The sequence below is a fragment of the Pseudorhizobium sp. NPDC055634 genome (assembly GCF_053618655.1).
Window position 1 is genome coordinate 106,958 of the sequence record NZ_JBSHHW010000013.1, and the last position, 19,235, is coordinate 126,192.

16 protein-coding genes are annotated in these 19,235 nt (G+C 65.4%); 10 read left to right on the plus strand and 6 right to left on the minus strand.

Annotation, left to right across the window (positions count from 1 at the left end; translation table 11 throughout):
* Window positions 1-71: 71 nt before the first annotated feature.
* Complete coding sequence (locus ACWGPT_RS18850) at window positions 72-842, minus strand: transporter substrate-binding domain-containing protein (RefSeq protein ID WP_452607168.1); 771 nt, start codon at window positions 840-842, stop codon at window positions 72-74.
* Window positions 843-1,179: 337 nt separating this feature from the next.
* Here ACWGPT_RS18850 and ACWGPT_RS18855 point away from each other — a divergent pair, with 337 nt between their 5' ends.
* Complete coding sequence (locus tag ACWGPT_RS18855; protein WP_452607169.1) at window positions 1,180-3,210, plus strand: OmpA family protein; 2,031 nt, start codon at window positions 1,180-1,182, stop codon at window positions 3,208-3,210.
* A gap of 139 nt (window positions 3,211-3,349) precedes the next feature.
* On the opposite strand, the gene ACWGPT_RS18860 is transcribed toward ACWGPT_RS18855, so the two are convergent.
* Window positions 3,350-5,260: an LTA synthase family protein gene (locus tag ACWGPT_RS18860; protein ID WP_452607170.1), complete on the minus strand. Its 1,911-nt coding sequence runs from the start codon at window positions 5,258-5,260 to the stop codon at window positions 3,350-3,352.
* Window positions 5,261-5,446: 186 nt separating this feature from the next.
* Here ACWGPT_RS18860 and ACWGPT_RS18865 point away from each other — a divergent pair, with 186 nt between their 5' ends.
* The gene (locus ACWGPT_RS18865) at window positions 5,447-7,129 is read left to right on the plus strand and encodes an NAD+ synthase (RefSeq protein ID WP_452607171.1); all 1,683 of its coding nucleotides are present in this window, start codon (window positions 5,447-5,449) and stop codon (window positions 7,127-7,129) included.
* 3 nt (window positions 7,130-7,132) lie between these two features.
* On the plus strand, window positions 7,133-7,972 hold the full coding sequence (locus ACWGPT_RS18870; RefSeq protein WP_452607172.1) for a TolB family protein: 840 nt from the start codon (window positions 7,133-7,135) through the stop codon (window positions 7,970-7,972).
* A 10-nt stretch (window positions 7,973-7,982) separates the two neighbouring features.
* On the opposite strand, the gene ACWGPT_RS18875 is transcribed toward ACWGPT_RS18870, so the two are convergent.
* Entirely contained in the window at window positions 7,983-8,669 is a 687-nt protein-coding gene (locus ACWGPT_RS18875; RefSeq protein ID WP_452607173.1) for a hypothetical protein, read from the minus strand.
* A 74-nt stretch (window positions 8,670-8,743) separates the two neighbouring features.
* Window positions 8,744-11,047 carry an NADP-dependent malic enzyme gene (locus ACWGPT_RS18880; protein WP_452607174.1) on the minus strand — a complete coding sequence of 768 codons (2,304 nt, stop codon included), beginning with the start codon at window positions 11,045-11,047 and terminating at the stop codon, window positions 8,744-8,746.
* A 213-nt stretch (window positions 11,048-11,260) separates the two neighbouring features.
* Between ACWGPT_RS18880 and ACWGPT_RS18885 the strand changes: the two genes are divergently transcribed.
* Window positions 11,261-12,061 (plus strand): UDP-2,3-diacylglucosamine diphosphatase, encoded by an 801-nt coding sequence (locus ACWGPT_RS18885; RefSeq protein WP_452607175.1) that lies wholly within the window; start codon window positions 11,261-11,263, stop codon window positions 12,059-12,061.
* A 119-nt stretch (window positions 12,062-12,180) separates the two neighbouring features.
* Complete coding sequence (locus ACWGPT_RS18890) at window positions 12,181-13,389, plus strand: MFS transporter (RefSeq protein ID WP_452607176.1); 1,209 nt, start codon at window positions 12,181-12,183, stop codon at window positions 13,387-13,389.
* Here the strand turns inward: ACWGPT_RS18890 and dgcA are convergent.
* On the minus strand, window positions 13,341-14,321 hold the full coding sequence (gene dgcA / locus ACWGPT_RS18895; RefSeq protein WP_452607177.1) for an N-acetyl-D-Glu racemase DgcA: 981 nt from the start codon (window positions 14,319-14,321) through the stop codon (window positions 13,341-13,343). The genes ACWGPT_RS18890 and dgcA overlap by 49 nt on opposite strands.
* A 148-nt stretch (window positions 14,322-14,469) precedes the next feature.
* Here dgcA and ACWGPT_RS18900 point away from each other — a divergent pair, with 148 nt between their 5' ends.
* From ACWGPT_RS18900 to ACWGPT_RS18915, 4 genes are read left to right on the plus strand one after another with little or no spacing between them, the layout of a single operon-like run.
* Window positions 14,470-15,591, plus strand: coding sequence for an MlaE family lipid ABC transporter permease subunit (locus tag ACWGPT_RS18900; RefSeq protein WP_452607207.1), 1,122 nt, complete (start codon window positions 14,470-14,472; stop codon window positions 15,589-15,591).
* Window positions 15,592-15,603: 12 nt separating this feature from the next.
* Complete coding sequence (locus ACWGPT_RS18905) at window positions 15,604-16,428, plus strand: ABC transporter ATP-binding protein (RefSeq protein ID WP_452607178.1); 825 nt, start codon at window positions 15,604-15,606, stop codon at window positions 16,426-16,428.
* 9 nt (window positions 16,429-16,437) lie between these two features.
* Window positions 16,438-17,808 (plus strand): MlaD family protein, encoded by a 1,371-nt coding sequence (locus ACWGPT_RS18910; protein WP_452607179.1) that lies wholly within the window; start codon window positions 16,438-16,440, stop codon window positions 17,806-17,808.
* Window positions 17,809-17,821: 13 nt separating this feature from the next.
* Window positions 17,822-18,418 (plus strand): ABC-type transport auxiliary lipoprotein family protein, encoded by a 597-nt coding sequence (locus ACWGPT_RS18915; RefSeq protein ID WP_452607180.1) that lies wholly within the window; start codon window positions 17,822-17,824, stop codon window positions 18,416-18,418.
* 24 nt (window positions 18,419-18,442) lie between these two features.
* Here ACWGPT_RS18915 and ACWGPT_RS18920 read toward each other — a convergent pair whose 3' ends face one another.
* On the minus strand, window positions 18,443-18,715 hold the full coding sequence (locus ACWGPT_RS18920; RefSeq protein WP_452607181.1) for a hypothetical protein: 273 nt from the start codon (window positions 18,713-18,715) through the stop codon (window positions 18,443-18,445).
* Window positions 18,716-18,849: 134 nt separating this feature from the next.
* On the opposite strand from ACWGPT_RS18920, the gene crcB reads away from it, so the two are divergent.
* Window positions 18,850-19,227 carry a fluoride efflux transporter CrcB gene (gene crcB, locus ACWGPT_RS18925; RefSeq protein WP_452607182.1) on the plus strand — a complete coding sequence of 126 codons (378 nt, stop codon included), beginning with the start codon at window positions 18,850-18,852 and terminating at the stop codon, window positions 19,225-19,227.
* Window positions 19,228-19,235: the final 8 nt, after the last annotated feature.

The window sequence follows — 19,235 nt, forward strand, 5'->3', positions numbered from 1 at the left end:
CGTGCTTCTTAAGAACGGAAAATCGGCGGAAGGGCAAGCCTTCCGCCGATTTCGTGGATCAGTTCGACGGCCTAATCGCCGTAAACGTCGAAATCGAAGTACTTGTCGTTGATTTCCTTGTACTTGCCGTTCTCGCGGATGGCCGCGATGGCCGCGGTGAACTTGTCGGCCAGCGGATCGCCCTTGCGGACCGCGATGCCGGCGCCTTCGCCGTTGATCTCGACGTCAGGGGTTAGCGGCGTCAGGATCTTGCAGCAGGCGCCGTCGTCGGACTTTACCCATTCCGACAGCACCACGACGTCGTCGATCACGGCGTCGACGCGACCGTTCTGGATGTCGAGCTTGTACTCGTCGGCCGTCGGATAGAGCTTGATGTCGGAATCCGGCATGTGCTTTTCAGCGTAGTTCGCGTGGGTCGTCGACGTCTGGGCACCGATGGTCTTTCCGTTCAGGCCGGCAAGGTCGGTGACGTCGGAATCCTTCGGCACGGCGATCGCCGGTCCGGTGTTGTAGTACTTCTTGGAGAAGTCGACCTGCTGGAGGCGCTCGGGGGTGATCGACATGGAGGCGATGATGGCGTCGAACTTCTTCGACTGCAGCGCCGGTATCATCCCGTCCCAGTCATTGGTGACGATTTCGCACTCGGCCTTCATCTCATCGCACAGCGCCCGGGCGATGTCGATGTCGAACCCGGTCAGGGTGCCGTCGGTCTCAAGGCTGTTGAAGGGCGGATAGGCGCCCTCGGAGGCAATCACGATCTTTTCCTGCGCCGAGGCTGAGCCGGCGAAAAGGGCGACTGCTGCAATCGAGGCTGCAGCAAGAAAATGGGGTGCGATACGCATGATGGTCCTCTCTGTTGGCGGCCGGCGCGGTTTTTGATCTTCTCTTTTCCGCGCGCGAAAGGCTGGAGCGGTCGCTCCGACCAGCGCTTTTTTAGATACCGGCTCCACGGGAATTGCAACGGCATTTTACGTCAAGGTCTGCCGCGCCCCCGGCTTTGGTGAACATGTTGCAGCCGCCCGGGGGCGGCGATCCATTCACCGGAGGTTCAGCCCGGGCGCGTCAACTTCGGCGGAACCAAAACCGCGACGCGCCGTTGAGCGGCCGCGCATTTTGCGGTCGACGCCCGGCATAAGGGCGCGACAAGAAGGGACCAAATCCCAAGTCGAGGAGAATTCGATGTCCATCAAATCCAGACTGTTCGCCAGCGTAGCGGCGCCGCTCGTGTCGCTGCCGCTGATGATTCAGCCTGCCGGTGCCGTGTTATTGAGGGCACCTCTCAGCGCAGAGACCCAAGGCAACGTGATCCAGGTACAGCAGGAGCAGATTATCCTGCCCGAGGGTACCGCAGCACCGGAAGAAGAGCCGCAGCCGGAAGCACCGGCGGAGGAGCCGGCCGCCGAGCCTGCGCCGGAACCCGCGCCTGCGGAACAGCTGGAGGCGCCGGCGGAAGTGCAGCCCGAACCTGAACCGGAGGCAGCACCGGAACCGGAGCCCGAGCCCGAGGCCGCGCCCGAACCGGAAGCAGCGCCTGAGCCGGCACCCGAGCCCGAGCCGGCACCCGAACCACAGGCCGAGGCTCCTGCCGAAGCTCCTGCTGCTGAACCGGCGCCGCAGGCCGAAGAACAGCCTGCCGTGGAAGCCGCGCCTGAGGAAGCCCCCGCAGCCGAGGAGGCGCCTGCCGCCGAACAAGCCCCCGCCGCCGAAGAAGCTCCTGCGACCGAGGAAGCCCCTGCGGCTGATGCGCCTGCCGACGCCGCCGCTCCGGCCACCGAGACGCCTGCCGAAGGGCAGCCGGCCGAAGCGGCGGTTCCGGCTCCTGAGGCCCCGGCTTCCGAGGCCCCGGCAGCCGGCGAAGCGCCGGCTCCAGCTGATGATGCCGCGACCGACGGCGATGCTGCCGCCGTCCCGCCGGCAGACCCCGCTGCCCAGCCGGCCCCCCAGGTCGCTGAACCCGCGATCGCGACCACGCCCGAGCAGGTCGAACGTGCCCAGCAACTGGCCGAGGATCCGTCGGCAGCCGGCGAGGGAGAGACCGTGGTCCTGCCCGTCGAAAACGGTGCCGCCGTGCTCGATAGCCAGAAGGAAGCGGTAGCCACCCCGACCCCGACCGAAGCCCCGGCATCCGGCGCACCGGCACCGGCACCGGCTCCGGCAGCCGCCGCCGCACCCGTGGCTCCGCCGACATCCGACGCCGAGGCGCAGGCACCGCTGCAGGAACGCGGCGCGGTGGAAATGCGCGCCATCACCTCCGTCCAGGGCGAGCGCATCGACGGGCGGCCCGAGTTCCGGCGCATCGACGGCTGGGAATACCGCGACGGCGACCGCAGGGACGACCGGCGGAGCGACCGCGACCGTCGCGATCGTCGCGACCGCGACGACGATACGCGCATCATCATCTCGATCGACAACCGCACCATCGTCCGCGGCGACGATTCCCGCCGCTTCTACCGCGATGGCGGCGACGTCTACTACGAGCGCCTGCCGGGCGACCGTTACCGCGAGATCGTGGAGCGTCCCGACGGGGTACAGGTCGTAACCATCCGCAACAGCTACGGCGTCGTCGTGCAGCGCTCGCGCATCATCGACGACGAGGAATACGTGCTCTACTACGCTCCCGACCTCTACGAGGAAGAGGAGTATGTGTGGCGCGATCCCGGCCGGGAACTGCCGCCGATGCGCCTGACCGTGCCGCTGAGCGAGTACATCATCGATACGTCCAGCGATCCGGATCGTGACTATTACGAGTTCCTGGAACTGCCGCCGGTCGAGCGCGTCGAGCGCGTCTACTCGATCGACGAGGTGAAGTATTCGGCCCGCGTCCGCGACAAGGCGCGCCGCATCGACCTCGACACGGTCAAGTTCGCGACCGGCAGCGCCGAAATCCCGATGAACCAGGCGACGTCGCTGCGGAAGGTCGCCGATGCGATGAAGAAGATCCTCGACGACAATCCCGCCGAGACCTTCCTCATCGAGGGCCACACGGATGCGGTCGGTTCGGATGATAGCAACCTCATCCTCTCCGACGAGCGGGCCGAATCGGTCGCCGTCGTCCTGGCCGAGGCCTTCGGCATCCCGCCGGAAAACCTCACCACGCAGGGCTATGGCGAACGCTACCTCAAAATCAGGACCGAGGGTCCGGAGCAGGAGAACCGCCGCGTCACCATCCGCCGCATCACGCCGCTGGTGAAGCCGGTCGCCTCCAGGTAACCGGAAGACAAGATCGACGAGAAAAGCCGCCGGAGCGATCCGGCGGCTTTTTTGCGTTCCGTAAGAGGCGATGTCGTTGGGGGGGGCGGGACGGGCCTTGGCCAACCGGATTGCGAGGCTCAGGTCCTGCCGCGCCGGACTATCCCGGCAGCCGCGCCGGTCCAGGCAGCGCCGCGACCGGCTCCTCGTCCGGGGCTTCCGCCTCGGGGACGGCGGGGAAGAAGCGCTCCCGGGCGAACTGATGGCCGAAGATCATGTCGTACTGCAGGAGATGATAGTCCTGAAGCGTCGGCGGCGCCTTGCGGCCGCCGTCCGACCAGCCGGGATGGGCCTCGCCGGCGGTATTCACCAGCATGTAGCGGTCGATGACGGAATAGCGGCTCGCGACCTCGCCGAGAAAGCCGGTGTAGAAGGGATCGCTGAAGCCCGCCGACGTCACGACCTGATGGGGCAGAAGGGCGGGGCTGATCGTTCCGACGTCCGTCTTCGCGCCCGTCTTCGAGGACCAGATGACGAGAGGCGTCTCGTGTTCGGCGCGCATGGTCTGAAGCGGCGCGCGGCGGCTCGCGACGGCGTCCGGCATGTAGCCGCTTTCGACGAAAGCCTTGCCGAGCGGCGGCAGGTGGTCACCGAACAGCACGATGATCGTCTCCCGACGGCGCCCGCTTGCCCAGTCCATCAGCCTGGCGAGGCTGGTGTCGGCTTCCCGCACCCCTTCCGCATAGGTCTCCACCTGCTGCGTCGCAGTCTCCGACAGGGTGCTCCGAAGCCCGACCTCGCGGGTCTCGTATCGCGTCGCCTCGTAGGGTCCGTGTCCCTGGAGGGTGACGGCGAACAGAAAAAGGGGTTGCTCAGTCTCTTCGCCGATCTGGATTATCTGGTCCATGAGCGCGGTGTCGGAGGCGAACATCCCGCGCTTTTCGAGCTCCGGCAGTTCCGCCTGCGCCAGGAAGCGGTCGAAACCGAGGTGCTGGTAGACGTTGCTGCGGTTCCAGAACCATCCCTCGAATGGGTGGACGGCGACCGACGAATAGCCCTTCTGCCTGAAGAAGGAGGCGAGCGAGGGAAGCGGGCGGCGGACATATTGCTGGTAGGGAATGCTGCCATAGGGGAGGAAGGCATTGGAGAAGCCGGTCAGCGCCTCGAACTCGACATTGGCCGTCATTCCCCCAAACTCCGGCGAGAAGATGTTGCCCGCCTGGTTGGCGCGCAGCGTCGGCATGGGATCGGTCGAAAAATCGACGCCCGGAAGCCGCGTCGGGTCCCAGAGCGATTCGCTCATGATGACGATCACGTCCGGCGGCGGCTTGGTCGAAACCGCAAAGGCGGAAGGGTCGAGCGCGATCGCATCGACCGCATCGACGCCGTAGCCCGCGGGCGGCGAGACGTGGGACATGGGAAGATTGAAGGCGAAGGCGATCAGGAAGCCGTTATGGCTGTAGTTCGCCGCCTGGTCCCACATCATCGGCGTGATCGAGAGCCGGTCGCGCAGCCAGGAATAGTCCGTGTACTTCATCATCGGCGTGAAGCCGACGAGGAAGGGGAGCGAGACGACCAGGCGGAAGATCCGTGCGCGGGAAGAAAGCAGCGGGAACCGGTTCCAGGCAAAGAGGGCGCAATAGGCAAGGATGCCTGCCATCACCAGCGCGGCGCCACAGAGGGCTGCCGCCATCAGCGGCTGGGCGCTCACCATGACCGGCAGCAGTTCCTTGATCTGGCGGGCGAAGAGAAGGTCCGACGGATAGAGCGGGTCGGAAAGATACTGCTGCTTCTCGCCGGAGATGAAGGCGAGGATCAGCGCGACGGGGGCGATCACCAGCAGCGACCGGAATGCCCGCCCCATCAGGACGTCGCAGCCGAACGCGACCACGAAGATCACGGCAATCGTCGTCATCCCCGGCAGCGACGTGAGGAAGGAGGGTATGGTCTCGTAGGGCCGGCCGGAGAGCGCCTCCACCGCGGCCACCAGAGCGGCGGCGACGGCAAGAAGCGTTGAAATGACGGTGAGATGATGGATGGCGGAAGGGAGGCGTGCCGCATTGCTGTCCAAAAGTAATTCTTGCTCGGCGGCCTTTGCCAATGTCGTACTCCATGCATTTCAGATGTCGTGGAGCCGTCACATAACTGTCATGAACGTGAGGTGAACCGGTCGGGGCAGGAAAAGTTTCCATCGGGCCGGCGCGGTCTCAAGAAGCCCGGCGTTGCTCCGTTCCCGAGGCTGCGGTAGACCAGAGACATGACCCAGGAAAACAACTCCGAAGCCCGCACGCTGCGTATCGCCATCGCCCAGATCAACCCGACCGTGGGAGACGTCGTCCAGAACCTCGCAAGAGCCCGCGAGGCAAGGTCCGAAGCCGCCGGTGCCGGTGCAGACCTGGTGGTCTTCACCGAACTCTTCATCTCCGCTTATCCGCCGGAAGACCTGGTCCTGAAGCCGTCCTTCCTGAAAGCCTGCCTTCAGGCGGTCGAGGCGCTGGCCGGCGATACCGCCGACGGCGGGCCGGGCGTCGTCATCGGCTTTCCGCAGCAGGGCGACACCGGCCGCCACAATTCCATCGCCGTGCTGGATGAGGGGAAAATCCTCGCCATCCGGGACAAGGTGGACCTGCCCAATTACGGGGAATTCGACGAGAAGCGGGTCTTCGTCGCCGGCGAGATGCCGGGGCCGGTGAATTTCCGCGGCGTGCGCCTCGGCATTCCGATCTGCGAGGACATCTGGGGCGACCTCGGCGTCTGCGAGACGCTCGCCGAAAGCGGCGCGGAAATCCTGCTGTCGCCGAACGGTTCTCCCTATTATCGCGGCAAGGTGGACGTCCGCCACCAGGTGGTCCTCAGGCAGGTGATCGAGACAGGCCTGCCGCTGATCTATGCCAACCAGCTGGGCGGGCAGGACGAACTCGTCTTCGACGGCGCAAGCTTCGCCTTCAATGCCGACAGGACGCTCGCCTTCCAGATGAGCCAGTTCGAACCGGCCGTCACCGTCACCGACTGGCGCAAGACGCCGGACGGCTGGCGCTGCGCCAACGGGCCGATGGCACGCCTGCCGGAGAAGGAGGAAGCCGATTACCGGGCCTGCGTCCTCGGCTTCCGCGACTACGTCAACAAGAACGGCTTTAAGTCGGTCGTCCTCGGCCTCTCGGGCGGCATCGATTCGGCCGTCTGCGCCGCGATCGCCGTGGATGCGCTGGGCGAGGAGCGGGTGCGCACGGTAATGCTGCCCTATCGCTACACGTCGGAGGAATCGCTCAAGGATGCGGCCGATTGCGCCAAGGCGCTCGGAACGCGCTACGACATCGTCTCCATCGCCGAGCCGGTCGAGGGTTTCCTGTCGTCGCTCTCGGAGCTTTTCGAGGGGACGGACGAGGGGATCACCGAGGAGAACCTCCAGAGCCGCACGCGCGGGACGATCCTCATGGCGATCTCCAACAAGTTCGGCTCCATGGTGGTCACCACCGGCAACAAGTCGGAAATGTCGGTGGGCTATGCGACGCTCTACGGCGACATGAACGGCGGCTTCAACCCGATCAAGGACCTCTACAAGATGCAGGTCTATGCGATTGCCGACTGGCGCAATCGCAATGTGCCGCCAAACGTGCTGGGGCCGACGGGCATCGTCATTCCGCAGAACATCATCGCCAAGGCGCCGTCCGCGGAACTGCGGCCGAACCAGACCGACCAGGATTCGCTGCCGCCCTATCCGGTGCTCGACGATATCCTGGAATGCCTGGTCGAACAGGAAATGTCGGTCGAGGAGATCGTCGCGCGCGGCCATGACGTTGCCACCGTCCACCGCATCGAGCATCTCCTCTACCTCGCGGAATACAAGCGGCGGCAGTCGGCGCCGGGCGTGAAGATCACGAAGAAGAACTTCGGCCGGGACCGGCGCTACCCGATCACCAACCGTTTCCGCGATCGCTAGGGGATGCGCAGCTCCGTCGAGATATTCGACCTTGCCGCGCGACAGCACAGGGTCGTCTGGCAGACGGAGACGCTCTTCGAGGCGCCCAACTGGTCTCCCTGCGGGCGCTACCTCCTGCTCAACAGTGACGGGCTGATGTACAGACTGGCGGTCGACGGCGGCACGGGGCCGGAACCGCTGGACACCGGCTTTGCGAGGCAATGCAACAACGATCACGGCATTTCCCCGGACGGATCGCTGATCGCGATTTCCGACAAGGCGGAGTTCTCAAAGTCGGCCATCTACGTACTGCCGGCGACCGGCGGCGAACCCCGGCTCGTGACGAGGAACCTGCCGTCCTACTGGCACGGCTGGTCGCCGGACGGGCGGCAATTCGCCTATTGCGGCATCCGGGACGATCTCTTCGACATCTATACGATCGACGTGGACGGCGGCGACGAGAACCGGCTGACCTTCGGCGAAGGCCGCAATGACGGGCCCGACTATTCGCCCGACGGACGCTGGATCTACTTCAATTCCAGCCGCAGCGGCCTGATGCAGATCTGGCGGGTGCCGGCTGCGGGAGGAACGGCCGAGCGGGTGGTCGAAACCGGGCACGGGGACTGGTTTCCGCATCCGTCACCGACCGGGGACAAGGTGATCTTTCTCTCCTACGAACCGGAGGTCTTCGACCATCCGCGCGACCAGCCGGTGCGGATCCGGATGATGGATCCGGATGGACGCAACGTGGAGACGCTGTTCGAACTCTTCGGCGGGCAGGGGACGATGAACTCGCCCAACTGGGCGCCGGACGGCAGGGCATTCGCCTATGTCCGCTATTTTCCGGCAAGCGCCTCCGCCTGAACCGTCCCGCTCACGGTACCGGCCGGGCTCCGCTCTCCGCCGGATTGGCAAGGTCGATGCCGGTCTCGTCGGGTAGAAAGGCCGGGCCGACCGAACGAACCTGCCTCGACGGATCATAGGGTCTCTCAGGCGGGGCCAGAGGCAGAGGCTCGATCCCCGTCGGTCGTCCCCGTTCCGCATCAGGCGAGAGGCGCGTGATGCTGGAATGCGGCTTGGCGGAGCCCCGGTTCTCGGTGGCGGGGGCAGGATCGGCGGCAACGGGAACCGGGACAGGAGCGCGGTCGGAGGATTCGTCCGCATGACAGCCGTTCGCCTGCAGCGCACCGAGAACGGCGCTGCGCTCCGGGCTCGGGCGCAGGATCTGCCGGGCGGCGGAGCGCTGGGCGGCGACGGCGTCCCGCATCGCTTCCGCCTCCTTCAAGGCGCCTGAAAGGTCAGTGCAGATGTCGTCCTGGCGCCCGAGCGTGACAATGCTGCGGCCGCACCGCGCCCGGCGCATTTCGGTCCGCAGCTGCCGGATCTCGGCGTCCAGGTCGCGCAGCGCCTCGGCATGCCGGCGCACCTCGGACGTGCTTCCGATCACCTGCGGCAGGGTCGCGAGGTGCCTCTGCAGCGTCCGGCAGATGTCCGGAGTTTCGGCCGCCGCCACCAGCGGCACCAGCGCAAGGGACGCGATCATGGCAAGACGAGGAAACACGCTCCCTCCGGTGGTGAAATCTCTCCCGGCGATGATCGGTGCCGCCGGTTGAGATTGTCATAACAGGACGGCGTTCAGCCCTGCGAGGCCTCGACCACCGCGAGCGCCGCCATGTTGACGACCCCGCGCGACGTCACCGAGGTCGACAGGATGTGGGCGGGAAGGGCCGCGCCGAGGAGAATGGGACCGACATGCAGCGCGTCCATCATCGTCCGCACGATGCCGAGCGATATGTTGGCGGCGTCGAGGTTCGGGAAGACGAGGAGGTTGGCTTCGCCGGTCAGGGTGCTGTCGGGCATGGCGCGCTTGCGCAGCGGTTCCGAAAGCGCCGAGCCGCCCTGCATCTCGCCGTCGACCTCCAGGTCGGGCGCCTGCTGGCGCAGGAGCGCCAGCGCCTCGCGCATCTTGGCGGCACTTTCGGAATGGCGGGATCCGAAGTTGGAATGGCTGACGAGCGCCGCCTTCGGCGCGATGCCGAACCGGCGGATTTCCTGCGCCGCCAGCATGGTCATCTCGGCGATCTCCGCCGCAGACGGGTTGTAGGTGACGAATGTGTCGGTGAAGAAGATCGCGCCGCGCTGGGAGATCAGCAGGCTCATGCCGGCGAAGGCGCGCACGCCCGGGCGCTTGCCGATGATCTGGTCGACATCGCGCAGGTGCTTGTCGAAGCGGCCCTCAACGCCGCAGATGAGCGCGTCGGCATCGCCGCGGCGAACGGCAAGGGCGCCGATCACCGTGTTGTTGGTGCGCACGATCGTGCGGGCCGCCTCCGGATTGACGCCGGCGCGGCCGACGAGCGAGACGTAGGCATCGACATAGTCGCGGTAGCGGGGATCGTCCTCCGGGTTGACCACCTCGAAATCGACATCCGGGCGGATGCGAATGCCGAAGCGCTTCAGCCGGGCCTCGATCACCGGCGGACGGCCGACCAGGATCGGTCGCGCGGTGCGGTCTTCCAGCAGGACCTGGGCGGCGCGCAGCACGCGCTCGTCCTCCCCCTCGGCGAAGATGACCCGGTTCTTCTCGGCATTCTTGGCGGCGCTGAAGATCGGCTTCATGACGAAGCCGGAGCGCCAGACGAAGCGGTTCAACTGGTCGAGATAGGCGTCGAAATCCTGGATCGGCCGCGTCGCCACACCGGTCTCCGCGGCAGCCTTCGCCACGGCGGGCGCGATGCGGAGGATGAGTCGCGGATCGAAAGGCGAGGGGATCAGGTAATCGGGGCCGAAAACCGGGGTCTCGCCGCTATAGGCGCGCGCCGCCACGTCGGAGACCTCCTCGCGGGCGAGTGCCGCGATGGCCTTCACGGCGGCCATCTTCATCTCTTCGTTGATGGTGCGCGCGCCGCAGTCGAGTGCGCCCCTGAAGATATAGGGGAAGCAGATGACGTTGTTGACCTGGTTGGGGAAATCCGAGCGTCCGGTGCAGATCATCGCGTCCGGCCGCGCTTCGCGCGCCAGCTGCGGCATGATCTCCGGTGTCGGATTGGCAAGCGCCATGATCAGCGGCTTGTCCGCCATCTTCGCCAGCAGTTCGGGCTTCAATACTCCGGCGGCGGAGAGGCCGAGGAAGACGTCCGCGCCTTCGATGCTCTCGTGCAGGCTGCGCTTCTCGCTGTCCTGGCAATAGACGGCCTTCCACTGGTCCATCAGCGTCTCGCGGCCGAGATAGACGAGACCCTCGATGTCGTGGACCCAGATGTTTTCCTTGCGGGCGCCGAGGAGGACGAGAAGGTTGAGGCAGGCAAGCGCGGCTGCCCCTGCGCCGGAGGCGACGATCTTGACGTCGGCGATGTTCTTGCCGGCAAGCTCGAGCCCGTTCAGGACGCCCGCCGCGACGATGATCGCGGTTCCGTGCTGGTCGTCGTGGAAGACCGGTATGTTCATCTTCTCGCGGAGCTGCCGCTCCACCTCGAAGCACTCGGGCGACTTGATGTCCTCCAGGTTGATGCCGCCGAAAGTGGGTTCGAGCGCCGAGATGGTCGAGACCATCGTCCCGATGTCGTTGGCGTCGACCTCGATGTCGAAGACGTCGATGCCGGCGAACTTCTTGAAGAGGACGGCCTTGCCCTCCATGACGGGCTTGGAGGCGAGGGGACCGATATTGCCGAGGCCCAGCACCGCCGTGCCGTTCGAGATGACGGCGACGAGATTGGCCCGGGCGGTATAGTCGGCCGCGGTATCCGGATCGTCGCGGATCGCAAGGCAGGGGGCGGCGACGCCCGGAGAATAGGCGAGCGCCAGGTCGCGCTGGTTCCCGAGCGGCTTCGTCGGCTGGATCTCGAGCTTGCCGGGACGCGGATAACGGTGGAAGAAAAGCGCCTGTTCGTCGAGATCGCCCGACTTGCTCGTTCCACTCACCTTGTCCTTGTCCTGCATGTCATGCGCCTCCGGGATTCGTCTTTAGTCCAATCGATTGTCGGGCATTCCTTACAGCAATCGTTGCGCGGGAACAGCAGTAAATTCCGCCAGCCGGCCAGGAGTGGCGAGCCCGCGGTGAGGGCCCCCGCCCGGCAGTGTCATGTTCCTGAAACACGAGTCTGGTTTTGAGGAGCGAGCCCGGGAACGCAATGACAGGGAACTACGAGCGCGATGGCGAACGCACGGCATTTCCGCACCATCTTCCTCTCCGATGTCCACCTCGGGTCCAAGGCGGCCCGGACCGACCTGCTGCTTGATTTCCTGCGCCTCCACGAGGCCGCCACGATCGTCCTCGTCGGCGACATCGTCGACGGCTGGCGCCTGAAGCGCAGCTGGCACTGGCCGCAAGGGTGCAACGACGTGGTGCAGAAGCTGCTCCGCAAGGCCCGCAAGGGCACGCGGATCATCTATATCCCCGGCAATCACGACGAATTCCTGCGGGACTTTCCCGGCAGCCACTTCGGCGGGATCGAGGTCGCCGAGCGGATCATCCACGAGGCGGGCGACGGCAAGCGCTACCTCGTCCTGCACGGCGACGAGTTCGACGTGGTCGTCCGCAACGCCCGGCTTCTCGCCTATCTCGGCGACTGGGCCTATGACGCGGCGATCTTCGTCAATATCGGCCTTTCGGCGATCCGCCGCCGCCTCGGGCTGCCCTACTGGTCCTTTTCCGCCTGGGCCAAGCTGCAGGTCAAGCAGGCGGTGAACTTCATCGGCGAGTTCCAGCGGGTGGTGGCGGAGGAAGCCCGGCGCAACGATGTCGACGGTGTGATCTGCGGCCATATCCATCACGCCGTGATGGAGGACATCGACGGCATCCGCTACATCAACACCGGAGACTGGGTGGAAAGCTGCACGGCCGTCGCCGAGCATTGGGACGGGACGATGGAGATGATCCACTGGCACGGCCTGGACATCCCGGTCCCGTCGCCCGTGCCGGCCGAGATCCTCAACGACATGAAGGCGGCGTGACGCTGATCTGTCGCTGAAATTCCGGGCCACATTGTGGACGGGCATTGCCATTCTGCCACAGGATCGAACGCGACCGCGTGCTAGGGTTTTCTTTCCTGACCCGATTCCCTGTTGCTCCCGTGATCACTGGCACTGCGACCGAACCGCCACCGCGGCACTTCCAACTGCGCTGCGCACTCGCCTTCGCGGCGCCGATCGGCGTCAACGGCATCATCCTTCCCTATTTTCCGGTCTGGCTCGACACACTGACGTTCAGCGAGTTCGAGATCGGCATGATCCTCGCCATTCCGATGATCGTCCGCATCCTGGCGGCTCCGGTCGTCGGCGCGATCGCCGACCGGCTGCAGGAGCGGTCGAAGGTGCTGGTCTGGTCGGGCATGCTTTCCCTCATGACAGCGTTGGCATTGTTTGCCGTGACGGGGTTCTGGCCGGTGCTCATCGTCTACGCGCTTCAGGCGGCCTTCTTTGCCGCCTATGTCCCGGTTGTCGATTCAATCGCCGTCAGCGGCGTGAGGCGCTGGGGCTTCCAGTACGGTGCCCTCAGGGTCTGGGGATCGGTCGGCTTCGTCGCGATGAGCCTGCTGATGGGGCAGCTTATCGGCATCTGGGGTGGAGGGGTCCTTCCGGTCGTCGCCGCGATCGCCTTCGCGATGACGGTGGTCGCCGCCTTTGCAGCACCCCGGATCGGCCGCAAGAGACAGCCCCCGGCGGCGGGACACGGTCCCTGGCGGTGGGGCGCGCTCGGACGGCTCGACCTGCACATGCTGATGATCGGCGCATGCGTGGCCCAGGCAAGTCACGCCATGTTCTACGCCTTCGGCGCCATCCACTGGCAGCACATGGGTTTCGACGGCGTGGAGATCGGCATTCTCTGGAGCATGGCGGTGATCTCGGAGATTGCCGTGTTCTTCGCCGCAGCCTTCATCACCCGGCACCTGTCGCCCTGGACGATGATGCGCCTCGGCTGCGCCGTCGCAATCGTCCGCTGGATGATCTTCCCGATGGATCTAGGCTTCTGGGGCTATCTCCTGCTGCAGTCGACGCATGCCTTCACCTTCACCTTCCTGCATATCGGCATCCAGCAGAAGCTGGTCGAGACGGTGCGCGAAGAGCAGGAAACGTCGATGCAGGGGACCTATTTCTTCTATAACGGAGGGTTCCTCGCGCTGGCGACCTTCCTCTCCGGCGCCCTTTACAGAAGCTACGGCGTCGAAAGCTTTCCCGCCATGGCCCTCACGGCACTTCTCGGGCTGCTCCTGCTCGCGCTTGCGGCGTGGCTTCAGCCCCAGACTTCGCCGGTCGGCGGAAAGAGCGTCGAGCCCTCGTAGGTGAGGGCCGGCTCACGGTCGCGGGCGAGAAGCAGCGGGCCGTCGAGGTCGGCATAGTCGACGTCCTGGGCGAGCAGAGCCGCCGGCGCCATGGCGAGCGACGTCCCGACCATGCAGCCGACCATGATCCGGAAACCGAGCCGGTTCGCCTCCGCCTTCATCCGCAGCGCTTCGGTCAGCCCGCCGGACTTGTCGAGCTTGATGTTGACCGCGTCGTAGCGTGCCCGAAGCCCGGCAAGATCCTCCGTCCCGTGGACGCTCTCGTCGGCGCAGATCGGCACGAGCCTTTCGATATCGGCCAGCATCCGATCGGCTCCGGCCGGCAGGGGTTGTTCGATCAAATCGATTCGCGCCTCCCGCGCCACCCGCAGATGCCCCGGCAGGTTCTCCTCGGTCCATCCCTCGTTCGCATCGACGATGATGCGGCTTGATGGCGCCGCTTCCCGCACGGCGCGCATGCGCGACCGGTCGTCGGCCGTGCCGAGCTTGACCTTGAGAAGGGGTCGATGGGCATTTGCAGCGGCCGCCGCGGCCATCGCCTGCGGTTCGCCAAGCGACAGGGTGAAGGCCGTGGTGAGCGGCTCTGCGACCAGGCCGAGCCGCTCGGCGACGGTGATCCCCGTCAGCTTGGCCTCGAGGTCCCAGATCGCGCAATCGACGGCGTTGCGGGCCGCGCCGGGCCTCATCAGCGACTGGATCTCGACCCTGTCGGCGCCGTCCGCGACCGCCTGCCGGACGGCGAGGATATCGGCCAGGACCTGCTCGACGGTTTCGCCGTAGCGCCGGTAGGGAACGCATTCGCCGCGGCCGGAACGGCCGTTCGCCGTGATCGTGCAGGTGATCACCTCGGCCTGCGTCTTCGAGCCGCGCGAGATGGTGAACAGGCCGGCGATCGGAAAGGCTTCGATTGTTGCCTCAAGGTTACGGCGCATGCTTTTGAGCGTCCCATAAGTGGTATTTCCAGACGGCCACGTTATATTGCCGCTCGTCTCGCCCGATCAACCTGTCTTCGGCTTTACCGCGCCGAAGTGACGAAAGATGCCAGTGCCGTCCCAGTCCCTCGAAACCCGCGTTGCCGAAATGGCGGCCGAAGCGATGCCCGGGGGCGATGGCGAGCGATTCGTTGCTCGCGGCGACTGGCGCAACCACGGCATTTCCGAAGTTCTGGGCACGCTCGAAAAGCTCGAGAAGGCACAGGGCCGCGGCAAGGTAGACATCGACGTGTCCGGCGTCGTGGCGATCGACACGGCCGGCGCCTGGCTGATTCGCCGGCTGATCAGCGCCAAGCACGAGCAGGGACGCGAGGTGACGCTTTCGGGCGATCACGGCGGCATCGACGAGCTGATCGCCGTCCTGCCGGAAAAGGCACCGGTTCCGCCGCCGCAGGTATCGAACCAGACGCTGTTCGAGAAGGTGTTCACCCCGGTGGGCCGGGTGGTCACCGAGCTTGCCGGCGACATGGTCGCGGCGATGTACATCCTCGGATCGGCCGTGCGCGGGGCGCAGATGAAATTCGGCCGGGGCGGGGGCATTTCTCCCGCGTCCGTGGTCAGCCAGATGGACAAGATGGGCGTCCGCGCCGTTCCGATCATTGCCCTCATGTCCTTCCTGATCGGCGCGATCATCGCCCAGCAGGGTGCGTTCCAGCTCCGGTATTTCGGCGCAGAAATCTTCGTGGTCGACCTCGTCGGCATCCTGCAGTTGCGCGAGGTCGGCGTGCTGCTGACCGCCATCATGGTTGCCGGCCGCAGCGGCAGCGCGATCACCGCCGAAATCGGCTCGATGCGGATGCGTGAGGAAATCGACGCGCTGACCGTGATCGGCCTCAATCCCGTGGGCGTGCTGATCTTCCCGCGCCTCGTCGCGCTGACCATCGTCCTGCCGCTGCTTACGATCATCGCGAACTTCGCGGCGCTCTACGGGGCGGCGGTCGTCTGCCTGACCTATTCGGGGATAACCTTCGATACCTTCCTGTCGCGCCTCCACGAGGCGATCGAGCCGAGCACCGTCGCGTCGGGCATGATCAAGGCGCCGTTCATGGCGCTGGCGATCGGGATCGTCGCCGCGGTCGAGGGGATGAAGGTCGGCGGCAGCGCCGAATCTCTCGGCCAGCATGTGACGACGTCGGTCGTGAAGGCGATCTTCGCGGTCATCATGATGGATGCCTTCTTCGCCATCTTCTACTCCTCGATCGATTTCTAGGAGCGGCGGGTGATGGAAACGAACGCGAGGCGACCAGAAACCAAGGACCGGGAGGTGGTTCTTTCCGTGCGCGACGTGACCGTCGGCTTCGGATCGAACATCGTCCTCGACAAGCTCAATCTTGACGTCTATCGCGGCGAGATCCTCGGCTTCGTCGGCGCGTCCGGAACGGGCAAGTCCGTGCTGATGCGCACCGTTCTGCGCCTCCTGCCGCGCCGTTCGGGCACGATCGAAATCCTCGGAACGAACTACGACCGCGCGACGGAGTTGGAGCGGATGGCGCTCGACACCCGCGTCGGTGTGCTGTTCCAGCAGGGGGCGCTCTTCTCGTCGCTGACGGTGAAGGAAAACATCCAGCTGCCGATGCGCGAATATCTGGACCTGCCCCAGGCGCTGATGGACGAGCTCGCCTATCTGAAGATCGAGATGGTGGGGCTCGCCCCCGATGCGGCGGACAAGTACCCTTCAGAACTCTCCGGCGGCATGATCAAGCGGGCGGCCCTGGCGCGGGCGCTGGCGCTCGATCCGGAGCTCATGTTCCTCGACGAACCGACATCCGGTCTGGACCCGATCGGGGCGGCCGATTTCGACATGCTGATCGCCCGCCTGCGCGATACGCTAGGCCTCACGGTCTACATGGTAACCCACGACCTCGACAGCCTTTTTTCCGTGTGTGACCGTATTGCAGTCCTGGGAAAGAAACGCGTATTGGTAGAAGGGACGCTGGAGGACATGTTCGCATTCGACGATCCGTGGGTTCAGTCCTACTTCCGCGGCAAGCGTGCCCGTTCGGTCGTGAGGCCGGAACCGGCCCTCGCCCATCCAGAAGAGAAGTGATCCGAGGTCATGGAAACCAAAGCCAACTACGCGATTGTCGGATTCTTCACCCTCCTGGTGATCGCTGCCGCCTTCGGGTTTGTCTACTGGATGGCGCAGTCAGGCCGCGGCGGACCTATGGCGGAACTGGCGATCCGCATTCCGGGCTCCGCGAACGGCTTGTCGGTGGGTTCTCCGGTGCGCTTCAACGGCATCCCCGTCGGCACGGTCCGCAACCTGACGATCGATACGGACGACCCGGAATATTCGCTTGCAATGACGGAAGTGCGCGCCGACGCACCGGTCTACCCCTCGACCCGGGCCGTCCTCGAGGTGCAGGGGCTGACGGGCGCTGCCTATATCGAGCTTTCCGGTGGCAACAAGGGCGAGGAGAACATCCTGCAGAAGGCGCTGGAGACCGACCGCCCGGCGGTTCTCATCGCCGACCAGTCGAGCGTGACCAACCTTCTGGCGACCGCAGACAAGATCCTCGACCGCGCCAATGACGCCATCGGCGACATCCAGGGCTTCGTCGCCGATGCGCGCGGACCGCTGACGCAGACGATCCGGAACGCCGAGACCTTCACGGCCTCGCTCAGCGACAATTCCGGCGCGATCGACGAGTTCCTGAAGAGCATGTCGGCGCTTTCCGGCACCTTCAATCGCGTATCCGTGCGGCTGGATTCCACGCTCGAGGCAGCCGAGGAACTGGTTCGCGCCGTCAACGCCGAGAAAATCAACGAGATCGTCTCCAATGCCGATCGGACCACCCGCAACATAGCCGACGCCTCCGACAACTTCGGCGAGATCGCCCAAAGCGTCCGCGACGGTGCCCAGGACTTCCAGCGCGCCGCCACGGAGGCCCAGTCGGTCCTGCGGCGCGCCGACGAAATCCTGACCGCCATCAATACGCAGAACATCGGCACGGCCGTCAACAACATCACCGCCGCCAGCGAGGACGCGCGCACCGCGATCTCGTCGGCCCGCGGCATCGTCGACAATGTTGCCGCCCGTCGCGCTGATATCGACCGCGCGATCGGCGATTTCACCGACATGGCGGAGAAGCTGAACAAGGCCTCGAACCGCGTCGATGGCATCCTCGTCAAGGTGGACGGGCTGCTGACCAGCGACGATTCCGAATCGCTCTTCGCCGAAGCGCGCCGGACGCTCGCATCCTTCCGCACGGTTGCCGACAACATCAACGCCCGTGTCGGGCCGATCGCCGACAGCATCCAGCGGTTCTCCAGCACCGGGCTGCGGGACATCCAGGTTCTCGTGGACGACACGCGCCGCACGGTGCTCAACCTGAACCAGACGATCACCAATTTCGACGAGGACCCTCAGCGGCTCATCTTCGGCGGGGAAACGGTAAAGCAATATGACGGCAGGACGCGTCGATAGGAGGGGAGTTCGCATGACCCGGTTGAACTCTTTCAGGCGGAAGCACTGGGCCGTACTGCCGCTTGTGGCCATCCTTGCCGGATGCGGCGCGAAGGCGGACAAGGACACGTTCGAGCTGTCGATAACGCCGGCCAGCACCGGCCCGGCAGCGCGGGGACGCCAGATCCTCGTACCCCAGCCGACCGCGCTGAGCTCGCTGGACAGCGATCAGGTGATCGTCCGCGTCTCGCCCTCGGAGATACAGTATCTCGCCAAGTCGCAATGGGGCGACCGCCTGCCGCGCATGGTCCAGGCCAAGCTCGTGGAAGCCTTCGAGAACAGCGGCAGGCTGGGCGGCGTCGGCACGCCGGGCCAGGGGCTTGCGATCGACTACCAGGTGGTGACCGACATCCGCACCTTCGAGGTCGACATCAGCGGCGTCGACATGGCGACCGTCGAGATCTCGGTGAAGATCGTCAACGACCGCAACGGCACGGTCAGGGCGCAGGAGGCGTTCAAGGCAAGCGTGCCGGTATCGGGCTCCGCAAACCGCGACTTCGTCACGGCGTTGAACGTGGCCTTCGCCAAGGTGGGTTCGGAGATCGTCGAGTGGTCCCTGCGGTCCATGTGACCGGCTGATCTGCGTCCGAAACGCTCAGTCGTCGAGGCTGCGATAGGCGGCCTGGACTTGCGCGAGCGTCGCCTGGTGGCCCATTCGATTGTTCGGGGCGAGGAGATCGAGGTCGACGGCCGAGGCCTGGACGAGCTGGTCGATCACCGTATCGCCCGTCTTGTCGCGGAGCCGGTTGCGGTCGGCGATTTCTCTCGCATCCTGTGCCTGGTCCTTCGCCGACAGGCGGCGTGCCGGCTTCAACGCATCCGCTGCGTAAGCCGCCGTGTTCGCCGAAACTGAAGGAACCAAGGTCATCGGACTTTATCCACTGCTCCAGACGACAGGCTACGAAGAGCGCTTTGGCGGACCGTTAAGGATTTCATCAGCATATTAACGGTTGATCGCTTTTCGGGCTCCCTTTTCGGGCTCCCTTTTCGGATGACTTGTCGATGCTCAATCTGCTTCTCGTCGCCGCAGGCGGCGCCGCCGGCTCGGTCCTGCGCTATCTGGTCGGGCACTGGAGCCTTCGCCTGCTGGGGCCGTCGTTTCCCTGGGGCACGATGATCGTCAACGTTGCCGGTTCCTTCGCGATCGGCCTTCTGGCCGAAGTGATCGCGCGCCGCCTCAACTCCTCGGAAGAGATGCGACTCCTGCTGGTGACGGGCCTGCTTGGCGGCTTCACCACATTTTCCGCCTTCTCGCTCGATACCATGTCGCTGATGGAGCGGGGGGCGACCGCGGCCGCGGTCTCCTACATGGTCGCGAGCGTCGTGCTCTCGCTCGGTGCGGCGCTCGGCGGTCTGGCGCTTGGCCGGTCGATGTTCTAAAGAGCCTC